The organism is Rhizobium sp. WSM409, from assembly GCF_057653825.1.
On sequence record NZ_CM172794.1, the window covers coordinates 3,058,912 to 3,074,877 of the forward strand.

16 protein-coding genes are annotated in these 15,966 nt (G+C 60.6%); 9 read left to right on the forward strand and 7 right to left on the reverse strand.

From position 1 onward, the window contains the following. Positions 1-81 precede the first annotated feature (81 nt). The 5 genes from AC25BC_RS15320 to AC25BC_RS15340 all read left to right on the forward strand — a co-directional run bounded on the left by AC25BC_RS15320 (position 82) and on the right by AC25BC_RS15340 (position 5,347). Positions 82-690, forward strand: a complete 609-nt coding sequence (locus tag AC25BC_RS15320) for a 50S ribosomal protein L25/general stress protein Ctc (RefSeq protein WP_012758445.1) — start codon at positions 82-84, stop codon at positions 688-690. A gap of 185 nt (positions 691-875) precedes the next feature. Next, a complete protein-coding gene (locus tag AC25BC_RS15325) occupies positions 876-3,227 on the forward strand; it encodes an EAL domain-containing protein (RefSeq protein WP_012758446.1) in 2,352 nt (783 codons plus the stop codon). A gap of 25 nt (positions 3,228-3,252) precedes the next feature. Beyond that, positions 3,253-3,966 carry a substrate-binding periplasmic protein gene (locus tag AC25BC_RS15330; protein ID WP_012758447.1) on the forward strand — a complete coding sequence of 238 codons (714 nt, stop codon included), beginning with the start codon at positions 3,253-3,255 and terminating at the stop codon, positions 3,964-3,966. Positions 3,967-4,157: 191 nt separating this feature from the next. Further along, positions 4,158-4,889 (forward strand): aminoacyl-tRNA hydrolase, encoded by a 732-nt coding sequence (gene pth, locus AC25BC_RS15335; RefSeq protein WP_128438222.1) that lies wholly within the window; start codon positions 4,158-4,160, stop codon positions 4,887-4,889. Next, entirely contained in the window at positions 4,886-5,347 is a 462-nt protein-coding gene (locus tag AC25BC_RS15340; protein ID WP_128438223.1) for a GNAT family N-acetyltransferase, read from the forward strand. Before pth ends, AC25BC_RS15340 begins: the two co-directional genes overlap by 4 nt. An 11-nt stretch (positions 5,348-5,358) precedes the next feature. On the opposite strand, the gene clpS is transcribed toward AC25BC_RS15340, so the two are convergent. Further along, positions 5,359-5,670 (reverse strand): ATP-dependent Clp protease adapter ClpS, encoded by a 312-nt coding sequence (clpS, locus tag AC25BC_RS15345; RefSeq protein ID WP_012758450.1) that lies wholly within the window; start codon positions 5,668-5,670, stop codon positions 5,359-5,361. Positions 5,671-6,012: 342 nt separating this feature from the next. Here clpS and ychF point away from each other — a divergent pair, with 342 nt between their 5' ends. Beyond that, positions 6,013-7,116, forward strand: a complete 1,104-nt coding sequence (gene ychF / locus AC25BC_RS15350) for a redox-regulated ATPase YchF (RefSeq protein ID WP_012758451.1) — start codon at positions 6,013-6,015, stop codon at positions 7,114-7,116. A 72-nt stretch (positions 7,117-7,188) separates the two neighbouring features. Here the strand turns inward: ychF and AC25BC_RS15355 are convergent, their stop codons facing one another. Beyond that, positions 7,189-8,301, reverse strand: coding sequence for a hypothetical protein (locus AC25BC_RS15355; protein WP_128438224.1), 1,113 nt, complete (start codon positions 8,299-8,301; stop codon positions 7,189-7,191). An 81-nt stretch (positions 8,302-8,382) separates the two neighbouring features. On the opposite strand from AC25BC_RS15355, the gene AC25BC_RS15360 reads away from it, so the two are divergent. Both AC25BC_RS15360 and AC25BC_RS15365 read left to right on the forward strand, forming a co-directional pair. After that, positions 8,383-8,874 carry a MaoC family dehydratase gene (locus AC25BC_RS15360; RefSeq protein WP_012758453.1) on the forward strand — a complete coding sequence of 164 codons (492 nt, stop codon included), beginning with the start codon at positions 8,383-8,385 and terminating at the stop codon, positions 8,872-8,874. Continuing rightward, positions 8,871-9,338, forward strand: a complete 468-nt coding sequence (locus AC25BC_RS15365) for a MaoC family dehydratase (RefSeq protein ID WP_012758454.1) — start codon at positions 8,871-8,873, stop codon at positions 9,336-9,338. The genes AC25BC_RS15360 and AC25BC_RS15365 overlap by 4 nt, the downstream gene beginning before the upstream one ends. A gap of 24 nt (positions 9,339-9,362) precedes the next feature. Here AC25BC_RS15365 and AC25BC_RS15370 read toward each other — a convergent pair whose 3' ends face one another. From AC25BC_RS15370 to petA, 4 genes are all read right to left on the reverse strand, one after another. Further along, the gene (locus AC25BC_RS15370) at positions 9,363-9,905 is read right to left on the reverse strand and encodes an adenine phosphoribosyltransferase (protein WP_003561340.1); all 543 of its coding nucleotides are present in this window, start codon (positions 9,903-9,905) and stop codon (positions 9,363-9,365) included. Positions 9,906-10,020: 115 nt separating this feature from the next. Continuing rightward, on the reverse strand, positions 10,021-10,905 hold the full coding sequence (locus AC25BC_RS15375; RefSeq protein WP_012758455.1) for a cytochrome c1: 885 nt from the start codon (positions 10,903-10,905) through the stop codon (positions 10,021-10,023). Between the two features lie 25 nt (positions 10,906-10,930). Further along, a complete protein-coding gene (locus AC25BC_RS15380; protein ID WP_012758456.1) occupies positions 10,931-12,199 on the reverse strand; it encodes a cytochrome b in 1,269 nt (422 codons plus the stop codon). A gap of 14 nt (positions 12,200-12,213) precedes the next feature. Continuing rightward, on the reverse strand, positions 12,214-12,792 hold the full coding sequence (gene petA / locus AC25BC_RS15385) for a ubiquinol-cytochrome c reductase iron-sulfur subunit (RefSeq protein WP_012758457.1): 579 nt from the start codon (positions 12,790-12,792) through the stop codon (positions 12,214-12,216). A gap of 284 nt (positions 12,793-13,076) precedes the next feature. On the opposite strand from petA, the gene AC25BC_RS15390 reads away from it, so the two are divergent. Further along, entirely contained in the window at positions 13,077-14,009 is a 933-nt protein-coding gene (locus AC25BC_RS15390; protein WP_012758458.1) for an endonuclease/exonuclease/phosphatase family protein, read from the forward strand. On the opposite strand, the gene AC25BC_RS15395 is transcribed toward AC25BC_RS15390, so the two are convergent. Continuing rightward, complete coding sequence (locus tag AC25BC_RS15395; protein ID WP_012758459.1) at positions 13,965-15,878, reverse strand: ABC transporter ATP-binding protein; 1,914 nt, start codon at positions 15,876-15,878, stop codon at positions 13,965-13,967. The genes AC25BC_RS15390 and AC25BC_RS15395 overlap by 45 nt on opposite strands. Between the last annotated feature and the right edge of the window lie 88 nt (positions 15,879-15,966).

The window sequence follows — 15,966 nt, forward strand, 5'->3', positions numbered from 1 at the left end:
CGGGTCATACCGCCTCCGGTTCGTCGGAACAAGGCTTTTGCCCGCCGCCGAACTCTCCAAATAACCTCGAAAGGAATAGCCATGAGCCAGGAAACTTACGAGCTCAAGGCCGAGGCGCGCGAACGGGTTGGTAAGGGGTCCGCCCGTGAACTTCGCCGCAACGGTTTGATTCCCGCTGTCATCTATGGTGACAAGCAGGCCCCCATTGCCATCGCTCTCAACACCAATGAGGTGACGAAGCGCATTCACGCCGGTGGTTTCATGACCACCGTGGCGACGATCGACGTCGACGGCAAGAAGCACAAGGTTCTGCCGAAGGACTACCAGCTCGATCCGGTCCGTGACTTCACCATGCATGTCGATTTCCTGCGCGTCTCCGGCAACACCCAGGTGACCGTCGAAATCCCCGTGCACTTCATCAACGAAGAGAAGTCCCCGGGCCTCAAGGTCGGCGGTGTTCTGAACATCGTTCGCCATGAAGTCGAAGTTCATTGCCCGGCCGATGCAATCCCTGAGTTCTTCAACATCGACCTCAGCGGCAAGAAGATCGGTGACAGCATCCATATCGCGGAAGTCACCCTGCCGAAGGGTGTCACTCCTGTGATCGACCGCGACTTCACGATCGCGACCATCATTGCCCCGGCTGGCGGCATTGACGAGAGTGCTGCGGAAGGTGGAGCCGAAGCCTGATCGCTTCGACCAATTTGTAAAGCATATGGCCCGCTTTCCCCTGGAAAGCGGGCTTTTCATTGTCCGGAAACGCCCCGTTTCAGCAACATTTAACAAATTCGTGAAAGCATGTTTCGTCAGCTGCGAAGAAGCCCGCCTCAACGCGCGACAGCAAATATGGCCGGCCTGGGGGAGTAGACGGAACCATGAACAATTCCGTTGAGAACAGATTTTTTGCGATAGTTTGCGGAGCGCTGCTCGTCTTTGTCGCTCCCCTCTTTGTTCTCTTCCTATTTCTTTCCTCGGAACGGGCCGACAAGGAAATACGCGACCATATCTCCGTTCTTCTTGTCGCCAATGCCCAGGCGCTGGCCAAACCGCTGTGGGATCTCGATGAGGAGAGCGTCACTCAGATCAGCGCGACGGTCGTTTCCCAGGGCGCCATCGTCAAGGTCGAAGTGCGTGACCAGTCAGGCCAGCTCGACGTCAGCCAGTCCACCATTCCGCGCTCCTTCGACGGCAAGCTGGTGCAGGTGTCGCGCGCCATCATCTACAACACCGTCGACGGTCCGAAGAACCTCGGCAGCATCAGCGTCTATTATCCTGCGCTCGGCCTGTTTTCCGGCCTGAAGCAGGAAGAGGTTGTCTTCATCTCGATCTTCATCTTCGCGGTGCTGACCGTTTTCGGCACGGCGCTGATCGGCAACCGCTTCTTCGTCATCCAGCCGTTGATGCGGCTGACGGCGGCGATCGAGGCCACCCGCCAGCTGGGCTCCCGCCACCATGTCGACTGGCAGTCGAACGACGAGATGGGGCGGCTTGCCCATAGCTTCAACGAGATGCAGACCAAGCTCGAAAGCGAGGAAAAGGAGCTGAAGCTTGCCCACCGCCGCGCCACCGACATCTACAATCTGACGCCCGCCATGCTCTTCTCGCTCGACGAGGAAGACCGCATCACCGCCGTCAGCGATTATTGGCTGCTTGCCACGGGTTACAACCGCGCCGCCATCATCGGCCGCAACTTCGCCGATCTCGTCACTCCCCCGACCCGCGACAAATTCGTCAAGCGCCGCCAGGGCGAAAGCGGCATGACCGTCACCGTCAAGTTCATCTGCCTGGATGGCCGCACCATGGACGTCCTTATTATGGAATCGGAGGCGGGCGCTGGCGCTCAAGACCGCCTCTCGCTATCGGTCATGGCCGATGTGACCGAACTCAAGGCCTCCGAGGACCGCAACCACCGCCAGGCAATCACCGATCACCTGACCGGTCTTCTCAATCGCCAGGGCTTCGAAGCCGTACTCGACAACAAGATCGCCGCCGCCGACGCTGCCGGCCACGAACTCGCCTGCCTCTTCGTCGATCTCGACCGCTTCAAGTGGATCAACGACAATATGGGCCACGCCGCCGGCGACATGGCGCTGATCGAGCTCGTCGAGCGCCTGAAGACCCATCTTGCCCCCTCCGACGAGGCCGCCCGTCTCGGCGGCGACGAATTTGCCATCCTGCTGCCGGCGAAGGACGCCGAAAAACGCGCCAAGGTGATGTGCGAGCAGATTGCCTCGATCTTCGAAACGCCGTTCGCCCCCGACATGCATCTGAGCGCTTCCGTCGGCATCGCCATCTATCCGCATCATGCCGCAACCGCGGCCGAACTGCTCCAGAAATCCGACATGGCGATGTATGCCAAGAAACGCGACGGCAAGAACGGCGCGCAGCTCTTCGACAATGCCATGCTCGACCGTGCCCGCAGCCGCGCCGAAATCGAGGCCAATATCGAAGCCGGCCTCGTCGACAACTGGTTCGAAGCCTTTCTGCAGCCGATCGTTACCCTGAACGGCCGAGGCATTGCCGGTTTCGAGGCGCTGATGCGCCTCAACCATCCGCAGAAGGGCTTGATGCCGCCGGCCGAGATCATCAGCGTCGCCGAGGAAACGGCAAAGATCGTCCGCGTCGGCAACGTCATCATGGAAAAGGCGATCGCCAACCTCGCGGAGATTTCCCGCATATCAGGCATGCAGGATACCTATCTCGCCATCAACTTCTCGCCGTTGCAGTTCGAGCCGGCGCTGCCGGCCCGTCTTGCCGCCATCGTCGGTCGCCACGGCATCCGCCCCGAGCGCATCGTCGTCGAGATCACCGAAGCCGTGCTGATGCACGACAACCCGCAGATCCGCATGATCGTCACGGAGCTTCGTCGCTTCGGTTGCCGCATCGCGCTTGACGATTTCGGCACCGGCTATTCGTCGCTGAGCTACCTCAACCGCTTCCCCGTCGACATCATCAAGATCGACCAGTCCTTCACCCGCGCGATCAACGACGGCGACGACGACGTGCGCCAGAAGAGCCGCATGCTGATCGAAGGCATCACCACGCTTTCCCACAAGATGAACTGCACCGTCATTGCCGAGGGCATCGAGACCGAAGAGGAATGCCGCACGCTCCACCAGATGGGGCTTGACTATGGTCAGGGCTATCTCTTCCATCGTCCACAGCACGCAGCCACGCTGATCGAGCAACTGATGGCCTTGCAGTCGGCCGTCGCACGCGCCTCGTAAACGACGAACCAAGGAGATGATACAGATGAAAAAGCTCCTGCTTCTCGCATGTCTGGCGCTGCCCTGCACCGCCCATGCGCAAACGGTGACGTTCACGACCGAGGACTATGCCCCTTTCAACTATCGCGAAGGCAAGGAGATCAAAGGCGCGACCGTCGAGCAAGTCGAAAAGGTGATGGCCGCGATCGGCGTCGATTACACGATCGAGATCATGCCCTGGGCGCGCGCTTTTAGCCTTGCCCGCACGGCGCCGATGACCTGTGTCTTCGCGACCGCCCACAATGGCGCACGCGACCCGTTGTTCAAATGGGTCGAGCCGCTGCTCATCGACCGCAACATCCTGATCACCCGCAAGGGCTCGGGCGTCACCGCCGACAATCTGGACAAGGCGAAGAAATATACGGTCGGCACGCAGCGCGAGGATTACACCGAGACGATCCTGAAAGAGAAAGGCTTCACCAAGCTCGATGTCGCCAGCGACTTCAACGCGACGCTGCGCAAACTGCTTGGCGGGCGCATCGACATGATGCCGATCTCCGAACTCTATTTCGAGAAGTTGCGGGTCGACCAGCCGGTGGAGATAGTGACCGTGCTCTCCTCCCAGCCGATGGGCATCGCCTGCGAGAAGAACTTTCCAGACGATCTGCTCACCAGGATGCAGGCTGCCCTCGACAAGCTGATCGCCGATGGCGACCAGAAGCAGATCTTCCTAAAATACGGCATGAACCTGTCGGAATGACCCTGGCGACAACTGCCCTTTCCGCTTGACTTTGCTTTCATTTCGCGGTGGTGAACGGCGGTAAGTTCTAAAGCGCGTCGGGATCTTTCAGATTCGCTTATCGCGCCTTAGGTCTTTGTTTTTACGCATGTCGTTGTCGCAAAACCGCTGCACACTTTTGCACGACATGCTTTAGCGAGGAAAGACAGGCCATGCTGATCATCGCGGGTCTCGGCAATCCCGGCGGCAAATACGCCGGCAACCGCCACAATATCGGCTTCATGGCCGTCGACGCCATCCATCGGCGCTACGGCTTCTCGCCCTGGTCGAAGAAGTTCCGGGCCGAGATCGCCGAGGGCGAGGTCGCCGGCGAGAAGGTGCTGCTGATCAAGCCGCAAACCTTCATGAACCTCTCCGGTGAGTCCGTCGGCGAGGCGATGCGCTTCTATAAGCTCCAGCCCACCGATCTTGTAGCGATCTACGACGAACTCGACCTTCCCCAGGGCAAGGCGCGGCTGAAGACCGGCGGCGGCCATAACGGCCACAATGGCATCAAGTCGCTCGATGCGCATTGCGGCAGGGAATACCGCCGGCTGCGCCTCGGTATCGGCCATCCCGGCATCAAGGAAATGGTGCAGAACCATGTGCTCGGCGATTTCGCCAAGGCCGACAAGGCCTGGCTGGAGCCGCTTCTCGACACGCTCGCCGACAATGCCGACATGCTGGTGCGAAACGAGGATTCGCAGCTGATGAACAAGATCGCGCTGGCGCTCGGCGGCAAGGCCGAGGAGGAGAAACCGGCGAAGGAAAAGAAGGACGCCGAGAAGAAGCCGGCCGGCCAGTCGCATATCCATCAGGCCCGCAACCACAATCAGCCGAAGCTGCCGGCCTCCGGCCCGATGGCCGACATGTTGAAGAAGATGTTCGGCAACAAGGGGGAATGAGACCGGTGCCGCACGAAGATTTCGCCATCCGTGCCGCAGCCGCCGGCGACCTTCCCGGGCTGACCATCCTCTACCAGCACTTGAACCAGACCGATCCGGTTCTCGACAGGGCCCTGGCTGAAGAGCGCTTCTCCACCATCCTCGCCCAGCCCGGCATGACCGTTTTCATCGGCTTCGCCGGCGATCTCGCCGTTGCAACCGCCACCCTGATCGTCGTGCCGAACATGACGCGCAACGGCGCCTCCTATGCGCTGATTGAAAACGTCGTCACCCACGCCGATCACCGCCAGCGCGGTTATGCCGGCGCCGTCATCGGCCATGCAGTGACGCAGGCTTGGAAGGCCGGCTGCTACAAGGTGATGCTGCTCACCGGCTCGAAGAGCCCGGCGACGCTGCGCTTCTACGAGAATTGCGGCTTCGTTCAGGACAAGACCGGCTATCAGATCCGCCGGCCCTGAACCCGAAATGCCTATTCCTCCGGCTCCGCGGTGAACATCAGCGGATAGCCCATGCCCTTGGCAAGGTCGATGCCCTCCTTGGCCTTGGTCTCCGCGATGTCCTTGGCGCAGACCACGACCACGCATGAACCGAGCTTGTGCGCCGTCATCATCACCCGGTAGCCGGTCTCCTCGCTCATGCGGAAGACGGCCTTCAGGATCATGATCACCAATTCGCGCGGCGTATAATCGTCATTGACGAGGATGACCTTGTAGAGCTTCGGCTTATCCAGCTTCGGCTTCACCTTGGTCTTCGGTTTCAGGGCAATGTCATTGTCACTCATCGGAAAAATCCACCCGTTGATGACATGGAGTTGGTAATCTTCAAAACCAGCTAATCATTGTCGATGACGAATTTTCGACGGTCAACCGGCGCGGCTCCCGGCCTCAAACAGGCAGGGGCAGGTCGCCGGCTTCGATACTGAGAGGGGCAACTGCGTCCATGCGAACAGCGACCGGCATTCTGATGAAATCAGCAATATGTCGAAATCTCCATCGCTTTCAAGAATAGGCCAGCACCGATCCATCGGCAAGTGAGCGACGTTAAAAGCTCTCTAAGACTTGACCATAATGCTCCTTTATCCCATAGGCACCAGCAAGGAATTCAAGAACAGCAGGTTTTAGCGATGGGCTTCAAATGCGGTATCGTCGGGCTGCCGAATGTCGGCAAATCGACCCTCTTCAACGCGCTCACCAAGACGGCGGCGGCACAGGCGGCGAATTATCCCTTCTGCACCATCGAGCCGAACACCGGCGAAGTCGCCGTTCCCGATCCGCGCATGCGCAAGCTTGCCGACATCGCCAAGTCCAAGGAACTAATCCCGACCCGCATCTCCTTCGTCGACATTGCCGGCCTGGTGCGCGGCGCCTCGAAGGGTGAAGGCCTCGGCAACCAGTTCCTCGCCAATATCCGCGAAGTCGACGCCATCGTCCATGTGCTACGCTGCTTCGAAGACAGCGACATCACGCATGTCGAGGGGCGCATCAACCCGGTCGCCGATGCCGAGACGATCGAGACCGAGCTGATGCTTGCCGACCTCGAAAGCCTGGAGCGCCGCACCGAGCAGACGCGCAAGCGCGCCACCGGCAAGGACAAGGAATCGGTGGCGATGCTGCCGATCATGGATGCCTCGCTGAAGCTGCTCAACGAAGGCAAGCCGGTTCGCACGCTGCTGTCGACGCTCGATGCGGAAGAAATCGTCATCCTCAAGAGCCTCAATCTTCTGACCTCGCATCCGGTGCTCTACGTCTGCAACGTCGCCGAAGGCGATGCTTCGACCGGCAACGAATTCACCGAGGCTGTTGCCGTCATGGCGAAGGAACAGGGTGCCGAAACCGTCGTCATCTCGGCGGCGATCGAATCGGAGGTTGCCCAGCTTCCCGAAGAAGAAGCCAAGGAATTCCTCTCCGCCCTCGACCTTGACGAGGCCGGCCTCGACCGGCTGATCCGGGCCGGCTACAAGCTGCTCCACCTCATCACCTATTTCACTGTCGGCCCGAAGGAAACGCGCGCCTGGACGATCGAGCGCGGCACCAAGGCGCCACAGGCCGCCGGCGTCATCCATTCGGATTTCGAGCGTGGCTTCATCCGCGCAAACACCATCGCCTATGACGACTACATCAAATACAACGGCGAAGTCGGCGCCAAGGATGCCGGCAAGGCGCGCGACGAAGGCAAGGAATACGTCGTCCAAGACGGCGACGTCATCCATTTCCGCTTCAACACCTGATCGCAGACCGCTGCTGTCTCGACCAATGCATCTCGCCCAAACTGCTCGGCGGTTTGGGCGAAATCATAAGGTCTACGATACCGCCCCCGCGACGGCAGGCGGCAATCTCTGCGAGATTACCAGCGGCAGCGCCCGCAGCACGATACGGCGCAGCGGCATCCAGCCTGTTCCGATGATGAGCACGATCGCTCCAACGACGATCAGCGTCGTGAAGATATAGGTATCAACAGTCGCACTCCCTTGGCGGAAAATGCCGTAGATCGCAAAACCGAGCGACAGCAGGCCTGACGTGACGAAGGCGCGCCGGTCGATGACAAGGCCGATCAGCATCAACACCGCCACGCTGATGACAATGATGGGCGTCTTGATCGACACGGCCCGGGCAACATCCAGCAAATTGCCGTCGAACGACATCAGCAGCCTTACGCTGAAGAGCAGTGCCGGTGCCGCACCCAGATGAAGCCAGAAGGCGATATCGGAGCGTATCGTCCGGCGCAACCGGTCGCCGAGGTCGAAATAGAGCGCCGTTGCAAACAGCCCGAGCGCGCAAACGAGGAAGACCACCGCGAACAGGAGGGGATGGTTGGAGAAGAATTGCGGATCGCCACTCGCCCATTGCATGAGGCGCAATAGCAAGGTGAACACCAGTGCAAGGGCCGAGGTGATGCAGAGCGCCAGCGACAGCGGCACGCGGTACCGGGCATAATAGAGGCCGAGAACGATCGGGAAGCCGGCGACGAACTGCGTCGCCTCCGCCCCAATATTATTGAAGGCTGATGTTCCCGGTTTGAAGAAGAAGGACATCAGCAGGAATGTCCAGCAGAACAGCGCGATCGTCAGGCTGACGGCCGGCAGGGCAAGCCGCTGGCGGCGCACCAGGATTTCCGAAAGCACGATGATCGTAGGCAGTACGGCATAACGTGCGGCAAGCCCCCAGAGGCCGCCGAGCGCCACCACGACGCCGATGGTGATCAGCACGTCGTGGAAGCCGCGCACGAAGCTTGGCGTCTCTGTATCCGACCAGGCCTGCCCCTCCGCCGCCATTGCCGGCTGTGCCTCAGCGACGCCGCCCCCGACGACGGCGACCCCGCGCTCCATCAGGAACGGCAAAAGCCGCCCGCCCGCCTCCGGCGAAATCAGCTCCTGGCGCACGGCCTCGTCAAGTATCGACCTTAGTTCAGTCATGCCGGTTTATCTCCCCGGAATCATTGAGCCCGGGCGGATGCTATTGTAAGCATTGTGCGCTGCATATGGCGGGAGGAACGAATGTCGGCAGAAAAGCTTTCCTTCGAGGATTTCCAGCTCGACCGCCGCTTCGCGCTTGGCCCGAAGCTGGTGACCACCGAGGAAATCATTGAGTTCGCAAGCGAATTCGACCCGCAACCGATGCATATCGATGAGGCTGCCGGCCGCGCCAGCATTCTCGGCGGCCTTGCCGCTTCCGGATGGCATACCTCTTCTATGTTCATGCGCATGATGGCCGACAGTTATGTGCTGCATTCGCTCTGCGAAGGTGCGCCGGGCGTCGATCTGATGGAATGGCGAAAGCCGGTGCTTGCCGGCGACACGCTATCTGGCCATTCGACCGTGCTTGAAGCCCGGCCGATGCGCTCGCGCCCTGGCATAGGCATCGTCAAGTTTCGCCACGAGGTAGAAAACCAGCGCGGCGAACTCGTCTGCGTCTCGGAGAATTCAGTCATGTTCGGCATGCGTGCCCGGCCCGCGGATATCGGCATAAGCCCGGAGACATCAGCATGAGGATGTCCGAGCTTTACGCGGTTGGCGAGAAGGCCGAGATCGGCAAGTACACTTTTACCGAGGAAAACATCATCCGTTTCGCGACGCGCTACGATCCGCAGCGTTTCCACGTCGACAAAGAAGCCGCCAAAGACACCCTCTTCGGCGATCTCTGCGCCTCGGGCTGGCACACCGCCGCCGCCTGGATGCGGACCTTCCTCGCCTTTTGGGAAAGGCAAAGCGCCGCACTCGCGCAAAAGGGCCAGACGTCACCGAACCTCGGCCCCTCACCCGGTTTCCAGAAACTGCAATGGCTGCGGCCGGTTTTCGCAGGCGACGTCGTGACCTATTCCGTCGCCTTCCTCTCCAGCCGGGCGCTCGCGTCGCGGCCGGGATGGCACCTCAACACCATCCTCTGCGAGGGCGTCAATCAAAACGGCGATACCGTTATCCGCTTCGAAAGCGGCGTGCTCGAATTCGACTGACGCTGCAGGCACGAGGACGAGGGCTCAGTGGCCGGAAAATTCGACCAGCGTGTGCACGACGACGCCGAGCTCTTCCAGCTTCTTGCGTCCGCCGAGGTCCGGCAGATCGATGACGAAGCAAGCGCCGACCACTTCCGCGCCGATCTGGCGCAGCAGCTTCGTCGCGCCGACCGCCGTGCCGCCGGTGGCGATCAGGTCGTCGACCAGGATCACCTTCTCGCCGGGCTGGACAGCATCGCGATGCATCTCCATCTCGTCGACGCCATATTCCAGGCTGTAGGCGATGCGCACGGTCTCGTGCGGCAGCTTGCCCTTCTTGCGGATCGGCACGAAGCCTGAGGAGAGCTGGTGCGCCACCGCGCCGCCGAGGATGAAGCCGCGCGCCTCCATGCCGGCGATCTTGTCGATCTTCGTGCCTGCATAGGGCTGCACGAGCTCATCGACCGCCCGGCGGAAAGCGCGTGGGTTGCCGAGCAGTGTGGTGATGTCGCGGAAAATGATGCCGGGTTTGGGGTAGTCGGGAATGGAGCGGATGCTGGCTGCAAGCTCCGAAGTCGTATTGTTCATGGAAAATCCATATCTGCGAAGGCATGAAACTGGCCGGACTTTATCAATTGCCAGGGGCGGAACCAACAAAAAAGGCGGCCCGCAGGCCGCCTTTCGAAATCTGGCGGGGAACCGCTCAGTGTTCCTTATTGGCGTAGATCGAGCGCTTCGTCAGGTAGATCAGCACCGTGAAGATCGCCAGGAAGATCATGACCATGAAGCCCGTGCGCTTGCGCTCCTCGAGATGCGGCTCGGCGGCCCACATCAGGAAGGCGGAGACGTCCCTCGAATACTGGTCGACCGTCGCCGGCGCGCCATCGTCATAGGTCACCTGACCGTCGGAGAGCGGCTTCGGCATGGCAAGGACGGCGGCAGCGTGAAAATAAGGATTGTAATGTGAACCCTGCGCCACCTGGAAGCCGGCCGGCGGCTCTTCATAGCCGGTCAGCAGCGCGTGGATGTAATCCGGGCCACCTTCCTGATACTGCGTGAAGATGTCGAAGACGAATTGCGGGAAGCCGCGCTCGACCTCGCGAGCCTTTGCAATCAGCGAAAAGTCAGGCGGAGCCGCACCGTTGTTGGAGGCAGCAGCGGCCTCCGCATTGGCGAAAGGCGCCGGGAAGTGGTCGGAGGGGACCGCCTTGCGGGTAAACATCTCGCCGGTGGCGTTCGGGCCGTCCTGGACCTCGTAGTTCGCGGCGAAAGCCTTCACCTGCGCCTCGGAATAACCGAGCTCATCAAGCATGCGGAAGGGCACGAGGTTCATCGAATGGCAGGCGGAACAGACTTCGGTGTAAACCTTGAGGCCGCGCTGAAGCTGACCCTTGTCGTAGTGGCCGAACGGACCGGCAAAAGTCCATTCCTCCTCCTTCGGCTCCTTCAGCGGATAGTGCGGCGTCTCACTTTCCGCGTGATGGGCCGGAGCCGCACCGTTGGCGGGCGTCGCCTCCTGGGCCAGCACCGCACTGCCGAGACCGGCGGCAAATGCGAGCGAGAGAATGCTTGTAACAAGCGTTTTCATATTTCTATTCCCTTCCGTCGCTCGCTTATGCCTTGACCGCTACGGTCTTGTTGCGCTTTTCGAGCACCGCTTCGGTGATCGAGTTCGGGATGCGACGCGGTGTTTCCACCAAGCCGAGAACCGGCATCGCGACCAGGAAGAAAGCGAAGTAGAGGAGCGTGCAGATCTGCGAGATCGTGGTGAACAAGCCTTCCGCCGGCTGCGAACCGAGCCAGCCGAGGATGATCGCGTTGATCACGAACAGCCAGTAGAACAGCTTGTACCAGGGGCGGTAGACGGCGGAACGGACCTTTGAGGTATCGAGCCAGGGCAGGAAGAACAGCACGATGATCGCGCCGAACATCACGAGCACGCCGCCGAGCTTGGAGTCGATCGGGCCGACGTTGAAGGTGATCGAGCGCAGCATCGCGTAGAACGGCAGGAAGTACCATTCCGGAACGATGTGGGCCGGCGTCTTCAGCGGGTCGGCCGGGATGTAGTTGTCGGCATGGCCTAGGAAGTTCGGCAGGTAGAAGACGAAATAGGCATAGACCATCAGGAAGATTGAGACGCCGAGCGCATCCTTCATCGTCGCATAAGGCGTGAAGCGCACCGTGTCCGTCTTCGTCTTGACCTCGACGCCCGTCGGGTTCGTCTGGCCGACGACGTGCAGCGCCCAAATGTGCAGGATGACGACGCCGGCGATCATGAAGGGCAGCAGGTAGTGCAGCGAGAAGAAGCGGTTCAGCGTCGGGTTTTCGACCGCAAAGCCGCCGAGTAGGAACTGCTGCACCCATTCGCCGACCAGCGGAAAGGCGGAGAAGAAGCCGGTGATGACGGTGGCGCCCCAGAAGGACATCTGGCCCCAGGGCAGAACATAGCCCATGAAGCCGGTCGCCATCATCAGGAGGTAGATGACCACGCCGAGGATCCAGAGGATTTCGCGGGGCGCCTTGTAGGAGCCGTAATAGAGGCCTCGGGCGATGTGCAGGTAGACCGCGACGAAGAAGAAGGATGCGCCGTTGGCATGCATATAGCGCAGCAGCCAACCGTGGTTCACGTCACGCATGATCTTTTCGACGGAGTTGAAGGCAACCGACGATTCGGCCGCATAGTGCATGGCGAGCGTAACACCCGTCAGGATCTGCACCACCAGCATAACGGCGAGCATGGCGCCGAAGGTGTAGGCGTAGTTCAGGTTACGCGGAACCGGATAGGCGACGAAGCTGTCATAGACCATGCGCGGCAGCGGAAGGCGCGCATCGACCCATTTCTCGAGGCCGGTTGATGGCTCGTAGCTGGAATGGCCACTCATTAATCAGTCTCCCCTCAACCGATCTTGATCTTGGTATCGGACAAAAATGAAAAGGTCGGAATCGCCAGGTTCTGCGGCGCCGGGCCTTTGCGGATGCGGCCGGCCGTGTCGTAGACCGAGCCATGACAGGGACAGAACCAACCATTGTATTCGCCGGCCTGGCCGAGCGGCACGCAACCGAGATGCGTGCAGGTGCCGATCATGACGATCCAGTTTTCCTTGCCCTTGCCGCCCGAACGGTCAACACCCGTTGCCTGAGCGTCGACAGGAAGGTTTGCATTGCGCGCGACCGGGTCCTTCAGATCAGCAAGCTGGACGGCATTTGCCGCTTCCACTTCCTCAGGCGTGCGGTTGCGGATGAAGATCGGCTTGCCGCGCCATTTAACCGTCAGGGACATGCCGGGCTCGAGGCTGGCAACGTCGACTTCGATGGAGGCGAGAGCAAGCGTCGAAGCGTCAGGACGCATCTGATCAATGAACGGCCAAGCGACCGCGACGGCGCCGACGGCGCCTGCCATACCAGTGGTGAGATAAAGGAAATCACGGCGAGTGGGTTCGCCCATGCCCTCGCTTGTCGTTTCGTGTTCGCTCACGGCTAACATCCTCTGCGCAATTTTCGCGGAATTCCGCCCTGCCCCCTCTACCGGCGAATCTCTCTGGACACAATTCGGCCATAGATTCCCCGGCAATCCGGCGCGTTCTATGCTTGATCGCAAATTATGTCCAGCCTTGGCAAGGGGATGAGGGCACAATGTCGCGGGAAATTTCGGATGAATTTTTTAAGGCAAACACGCGCTTGCCATTATGTTGCATTGCAACAAAAACGCCCTCGTGATAGGCGCAGTCCAAGCCATGCCAGTGAGCCGGACCGGAGCGGATGAGAGACACGATTTTTTGCGTATTCAGCGTTCTCACGACCCTCGTTCTCGCCATTATCTCCCTGCGATACGTCACCGATTTCTATCTGCTATCTTTCTTTTACAGCTTCCAGGTCCATCTGGCGGTGGCCGGCACTGTGGCCTCGGTCGCTGCCCTTCTCGTCAAGCGGCACTGGTATGGCCTGCTGACCCTCGCAATATCGGTGGTCCTTGCCGTCCACGGTGTCGTGATGATGCGCGAATTCGTCGAACCATCCGTCGAGGAGAGCCGCCCGGCCCTGTTCAGGCTGATGTCCTTCAATATCGAGAACGATAATTTTGCAAACGGCCCTGACATCGCCGACATGGTCATTGGCTCGGGTGCGGACGCCGTCAACATCCTGGAGGCTGAACCGCTGCTGTCGGAACTGCCACGGTTGCTGAAGACCTATCCCTATTACGTCGGCTGCGGCGTCGGCATGGAGCAATGCGACACGCTGGTGCTGTCGAAACGTCCGCTGATCGAACCCCGCATCCGCAATCTCGGCCTGCTCTGGCGCAACCGGCTGACGATCTCGACGATCGATTTCGATGGCCAGAAGGTCAATTTCCTCGCCGCGCACCTGACCAAACCTTATTACGACGAATTCCACGGCCTCGAAATCTGGGATCTCGCGGAGATCATCCCTACCCTTTCGGGACCACTCGTTCTCGCCGGTGATTTCAATACGTCGATTCTCGCGCCCGACGTGCAGTATCTCATGCGCACTCAAGCCCTGGGCACGGTATCGCTGGAACCCGCGACATGGCCGATCCGCGCCGGCGCCTTCGGCATTCCGATCGATCATATCTTTACCCGGGCGCCGCTGCGGCTGAAATCGGTTCGCCGCATCGAGAATGGCTTCGGGTCAAATCATTTTGGCCTCATGGCGGAATTCGTCATCGACCCTTGAGCCCGCATCCTCGTCTGTAGCAAGGAAGCCGCCGGACTGGCGCGCCCAAAGTTCGGCATAGAGCCCGCCGTGGCGAAGCAGTTGGTCATGGCTGCCTTCCTCGATGATCCGCCCGAGATCGATGACGATCAGCCGGTCGAGCGCGGCGATCGTCGACAGCCGATGGGCGATCGCAAGCACTGTCTTGCCTTCCATGATCCGATGGAGATTGGACTGGATCGCCTCTTCCACTTCCGAATCGAGCGCCGACGTCGCTTCGTCGAGAACGAGGATCGGCGCGTCCTTCAGCATGACCCGGGCAATAGCGATACGCTGCCGCTGCCCGCCTGACAGTTTGACGCCGCGTTCGCCGACATGCGCATCGAAACCTCTACGACCCTGCTGATCCTGCAGACGTTCGATGAAGTCGATGGCTTCGGCGCGCCTTGCCGCCTCCACCAGCCCCTCCTCGCCGGCATCGGGCCGTCCGAACAGGATATTGTCGCGCACGGAACGATGCAGCAGCGAGGTGTCCTGGCTGACGACGCCGATCTGCATCCTGAGAGATTCCTGCGTCACCGCTGCAATATCCTGGCCGTCGATGAGAATGCGGCCGTCCTGAATATCGTAGAGGCGCAGCAGCAGGTTCATCAGCGTCGATTTCCCGGCACCCGAACGGCCGACGATCCCGACCTTTTCGCCCGGGCGGATGGTCAGGGAGAAATTCTCGACGACCGGCTGATGACCCTTGCCGTAACGGAACGAAACATCGTCGAAGCGGATGCCGGGCTGTCGGATCACCAGGGACTTCGCATCCGGCCGATCGACGAGCCCCAGAGGCTGGGAGATCAGCTCGGCGGCGTTCTGGATGGTACCGAGATTGCGCATGATGCCGTTGAACTGCGTCATCAGCCGTCCGAGCAGGAAATTCAGCCTGAGCACCAGCGCCAGCGAAAACGCCACGGCGCCGGAACTCACCAGGCCGCGCAGCCAGAGATCGACGCTCAGCCCCGCCATCGTTACGATCATCAGGCCGGAGAGCAGCGCCATCGAGGCCCGGACGCCGGTGATGAACCGCGTGAAGCGCAACACCGTATCCTGATAGATATCAAAGCCCTGACGCATGTAGCGGTCGCTCTCCTCGTCGCGGGCAAACAGCTTCAGCGTCTGCATGTTGCTGTAGGAGTCGACCATCCGGCCGTTCAGCATCGATCCGGCTTCCGCCGTCTCGCGGGAATGCTGGCGGATCCGCGGAACGAAGTGGCGGGCAAGCAGGCTGAAGGCGCCAAGCCAGAACAGCACGACGGCGGCAAGGGAAAAGTCCAGCCGGGCGACGAGCACGAGCGTCGTTACGGCATAGATGCCGACGAACCAGACGCTTTCCATCAGCGAGGTGACGAGATCGCCGGTGGCCTGTCCGGCCGACCAGACCTTGGTGACGATGCGCCCGGAAAAATCGCTCTGGAAGAACGACAATGACTGCCTGGAGACATGGAGATAGGATTGCCAGCGTGCGAGATTGTAGAAGCCAGGCGTGATCACCTGCTGGTCGACGAGCGCGATCAGGAAGGCGATGACGAAGCGCACCAGCCCGATGAGGGCGAGCATCCCGAACAATTCGCCGCCATGGGCAGCGAGAAGGCCGCTCCAGCCGGCCCCCGGCGTGATGCTGCCGAGGATATCGACCAACCGCCCGACGAACCAGAAGAGTGCGGCCTCTATCGCCGCCGACGTGCCGCCGAGAACGAGCATGGCGATGAACGGCATCCTCGCCTGGCCGATATAGAACCAGATGAATCCGAGCGTCGAGCGCGGCGGCTGCAGATTGGCGCGTGGGCGGAACGGATCGATCCAGGTTTCGAACCGGCGGAGGATGGGGTGCAGCAACATAGAAGCGATATAGGCGGATTAGCCGTGCCGGCAAAGGGAATGAAAAGCGGACAGAATGTTATATTTTGGTAATTATCGGTAACATCGG

Excerpts from the sequence above, each read along its gene's own strand:
- AC25BC_RS15320 (WP_012758445.1), top strand. The coding sequence starts at position 82 with ATGAGCCAGGAAACTTACGAGCTCAAGGCCGAGGCGCGCGAACGGGTT.
- AC25BC_RS15325 (WP_012758446.1), top strand. The coding sequence starts at position 876 with ATGAACAATTCCGTTGAGAACAGATTTTTTGCGATAGTTTGCGGAGCG.
- AC25BC_RS15330 (WP_012758447.1), top strand. The coding sequence starts at position 3,253 with ATGAAAAAGCTCCTGCTTCTCGCATGTCTGGCGCTGCCCTGCACCGCC.
- pth (WP_128438222.1), top strand. The coding sequence starts at position 4,158 with ATGCTGATCATCGCGGGTCTCGGCAATCCCGGCGGCAAATACGCCGGC.
- AC25BC_RS15340 (WP_128438223.1), top strand. The coding sequence starts at position 4,886 with ATGAGACCGGTGCCGCACGAAGATTTCGCCATCCGTGCCGCAGCCGCC.
- clpS (WP_012758450.1), bottom strand. The coding sequence starts at position 5,670 with ATGAGTGACAATGACATTGCCCTGAAACCGAAGACCAAGGTGAAGCCG.
- ychF (WP_012758451.1), top strand. The coding sequence starts at position 6,013 with ATGGGCTTCAAATGCGGTATCGTCGGGCTGCCGAATGTCGGCAAATCG.
- AC25BC_RS15355 (WP_128438224.1), bottom strand. The coding sequence starts at position 8,301 with ATGACTGAACTAAGGTCGATACTTGACGAGGCCGTGCGCCAGGAGCTG.
- AC25BC_RS15360 (WP_012758453.1), top strand. The coding sequence starts at position 8,383 with ATGTCGGCAGAAAAGCTTTCCTTCGAGGATTTCCAGCTCGACCGCCGC.
- AC25BC_RS15365 (WP_012758454.1), top strand. The coding sequence starts at position 8,871 with ATGAGGATGTCCGAGCTTTACGCGGTTGGCGAGAAGGCCGAGATCGGC.
- AC25BC_RS15370 (WP_003561340.1), bottom strand. The coding sequence starts at position 9,905 with ATGAACAATACGACTTCGGAGCTTGCAGCCAGCATCCGCTCCATTCCC.
- AC25BC_RS15375 (WP_012758455.1), bottom strand. The coding sequence starts at position 10,905 with ATGAAAACGCTTGTTACAAGCATTCTCTCGCTCGCATTTGCCGCCGGT.
- AC25BC_RS15380 (WP_012758456.1), bottom strand. The coding sequence starts at position 12,199 with ATGAGTGGCCATTCCAGCTACGAGCCATCAACCGGCCTCGAGAAATGG.
- AC25BC_RS15390 (WP_012758458.1), top strand. The coding sequence starts at position 13,077 with ATGAGAGACACGATTTTTTGCGTATTCAGCGTTCTCACGACCCTCGTT.
- AC25BC_RS15395 (WP_012758459.1), bottom strand. The coding sequence starts at position 15,878 with ATGTTGCTGCACCCCATCCTCCGCCGGTTCGAAACCTGGATCGATCCG.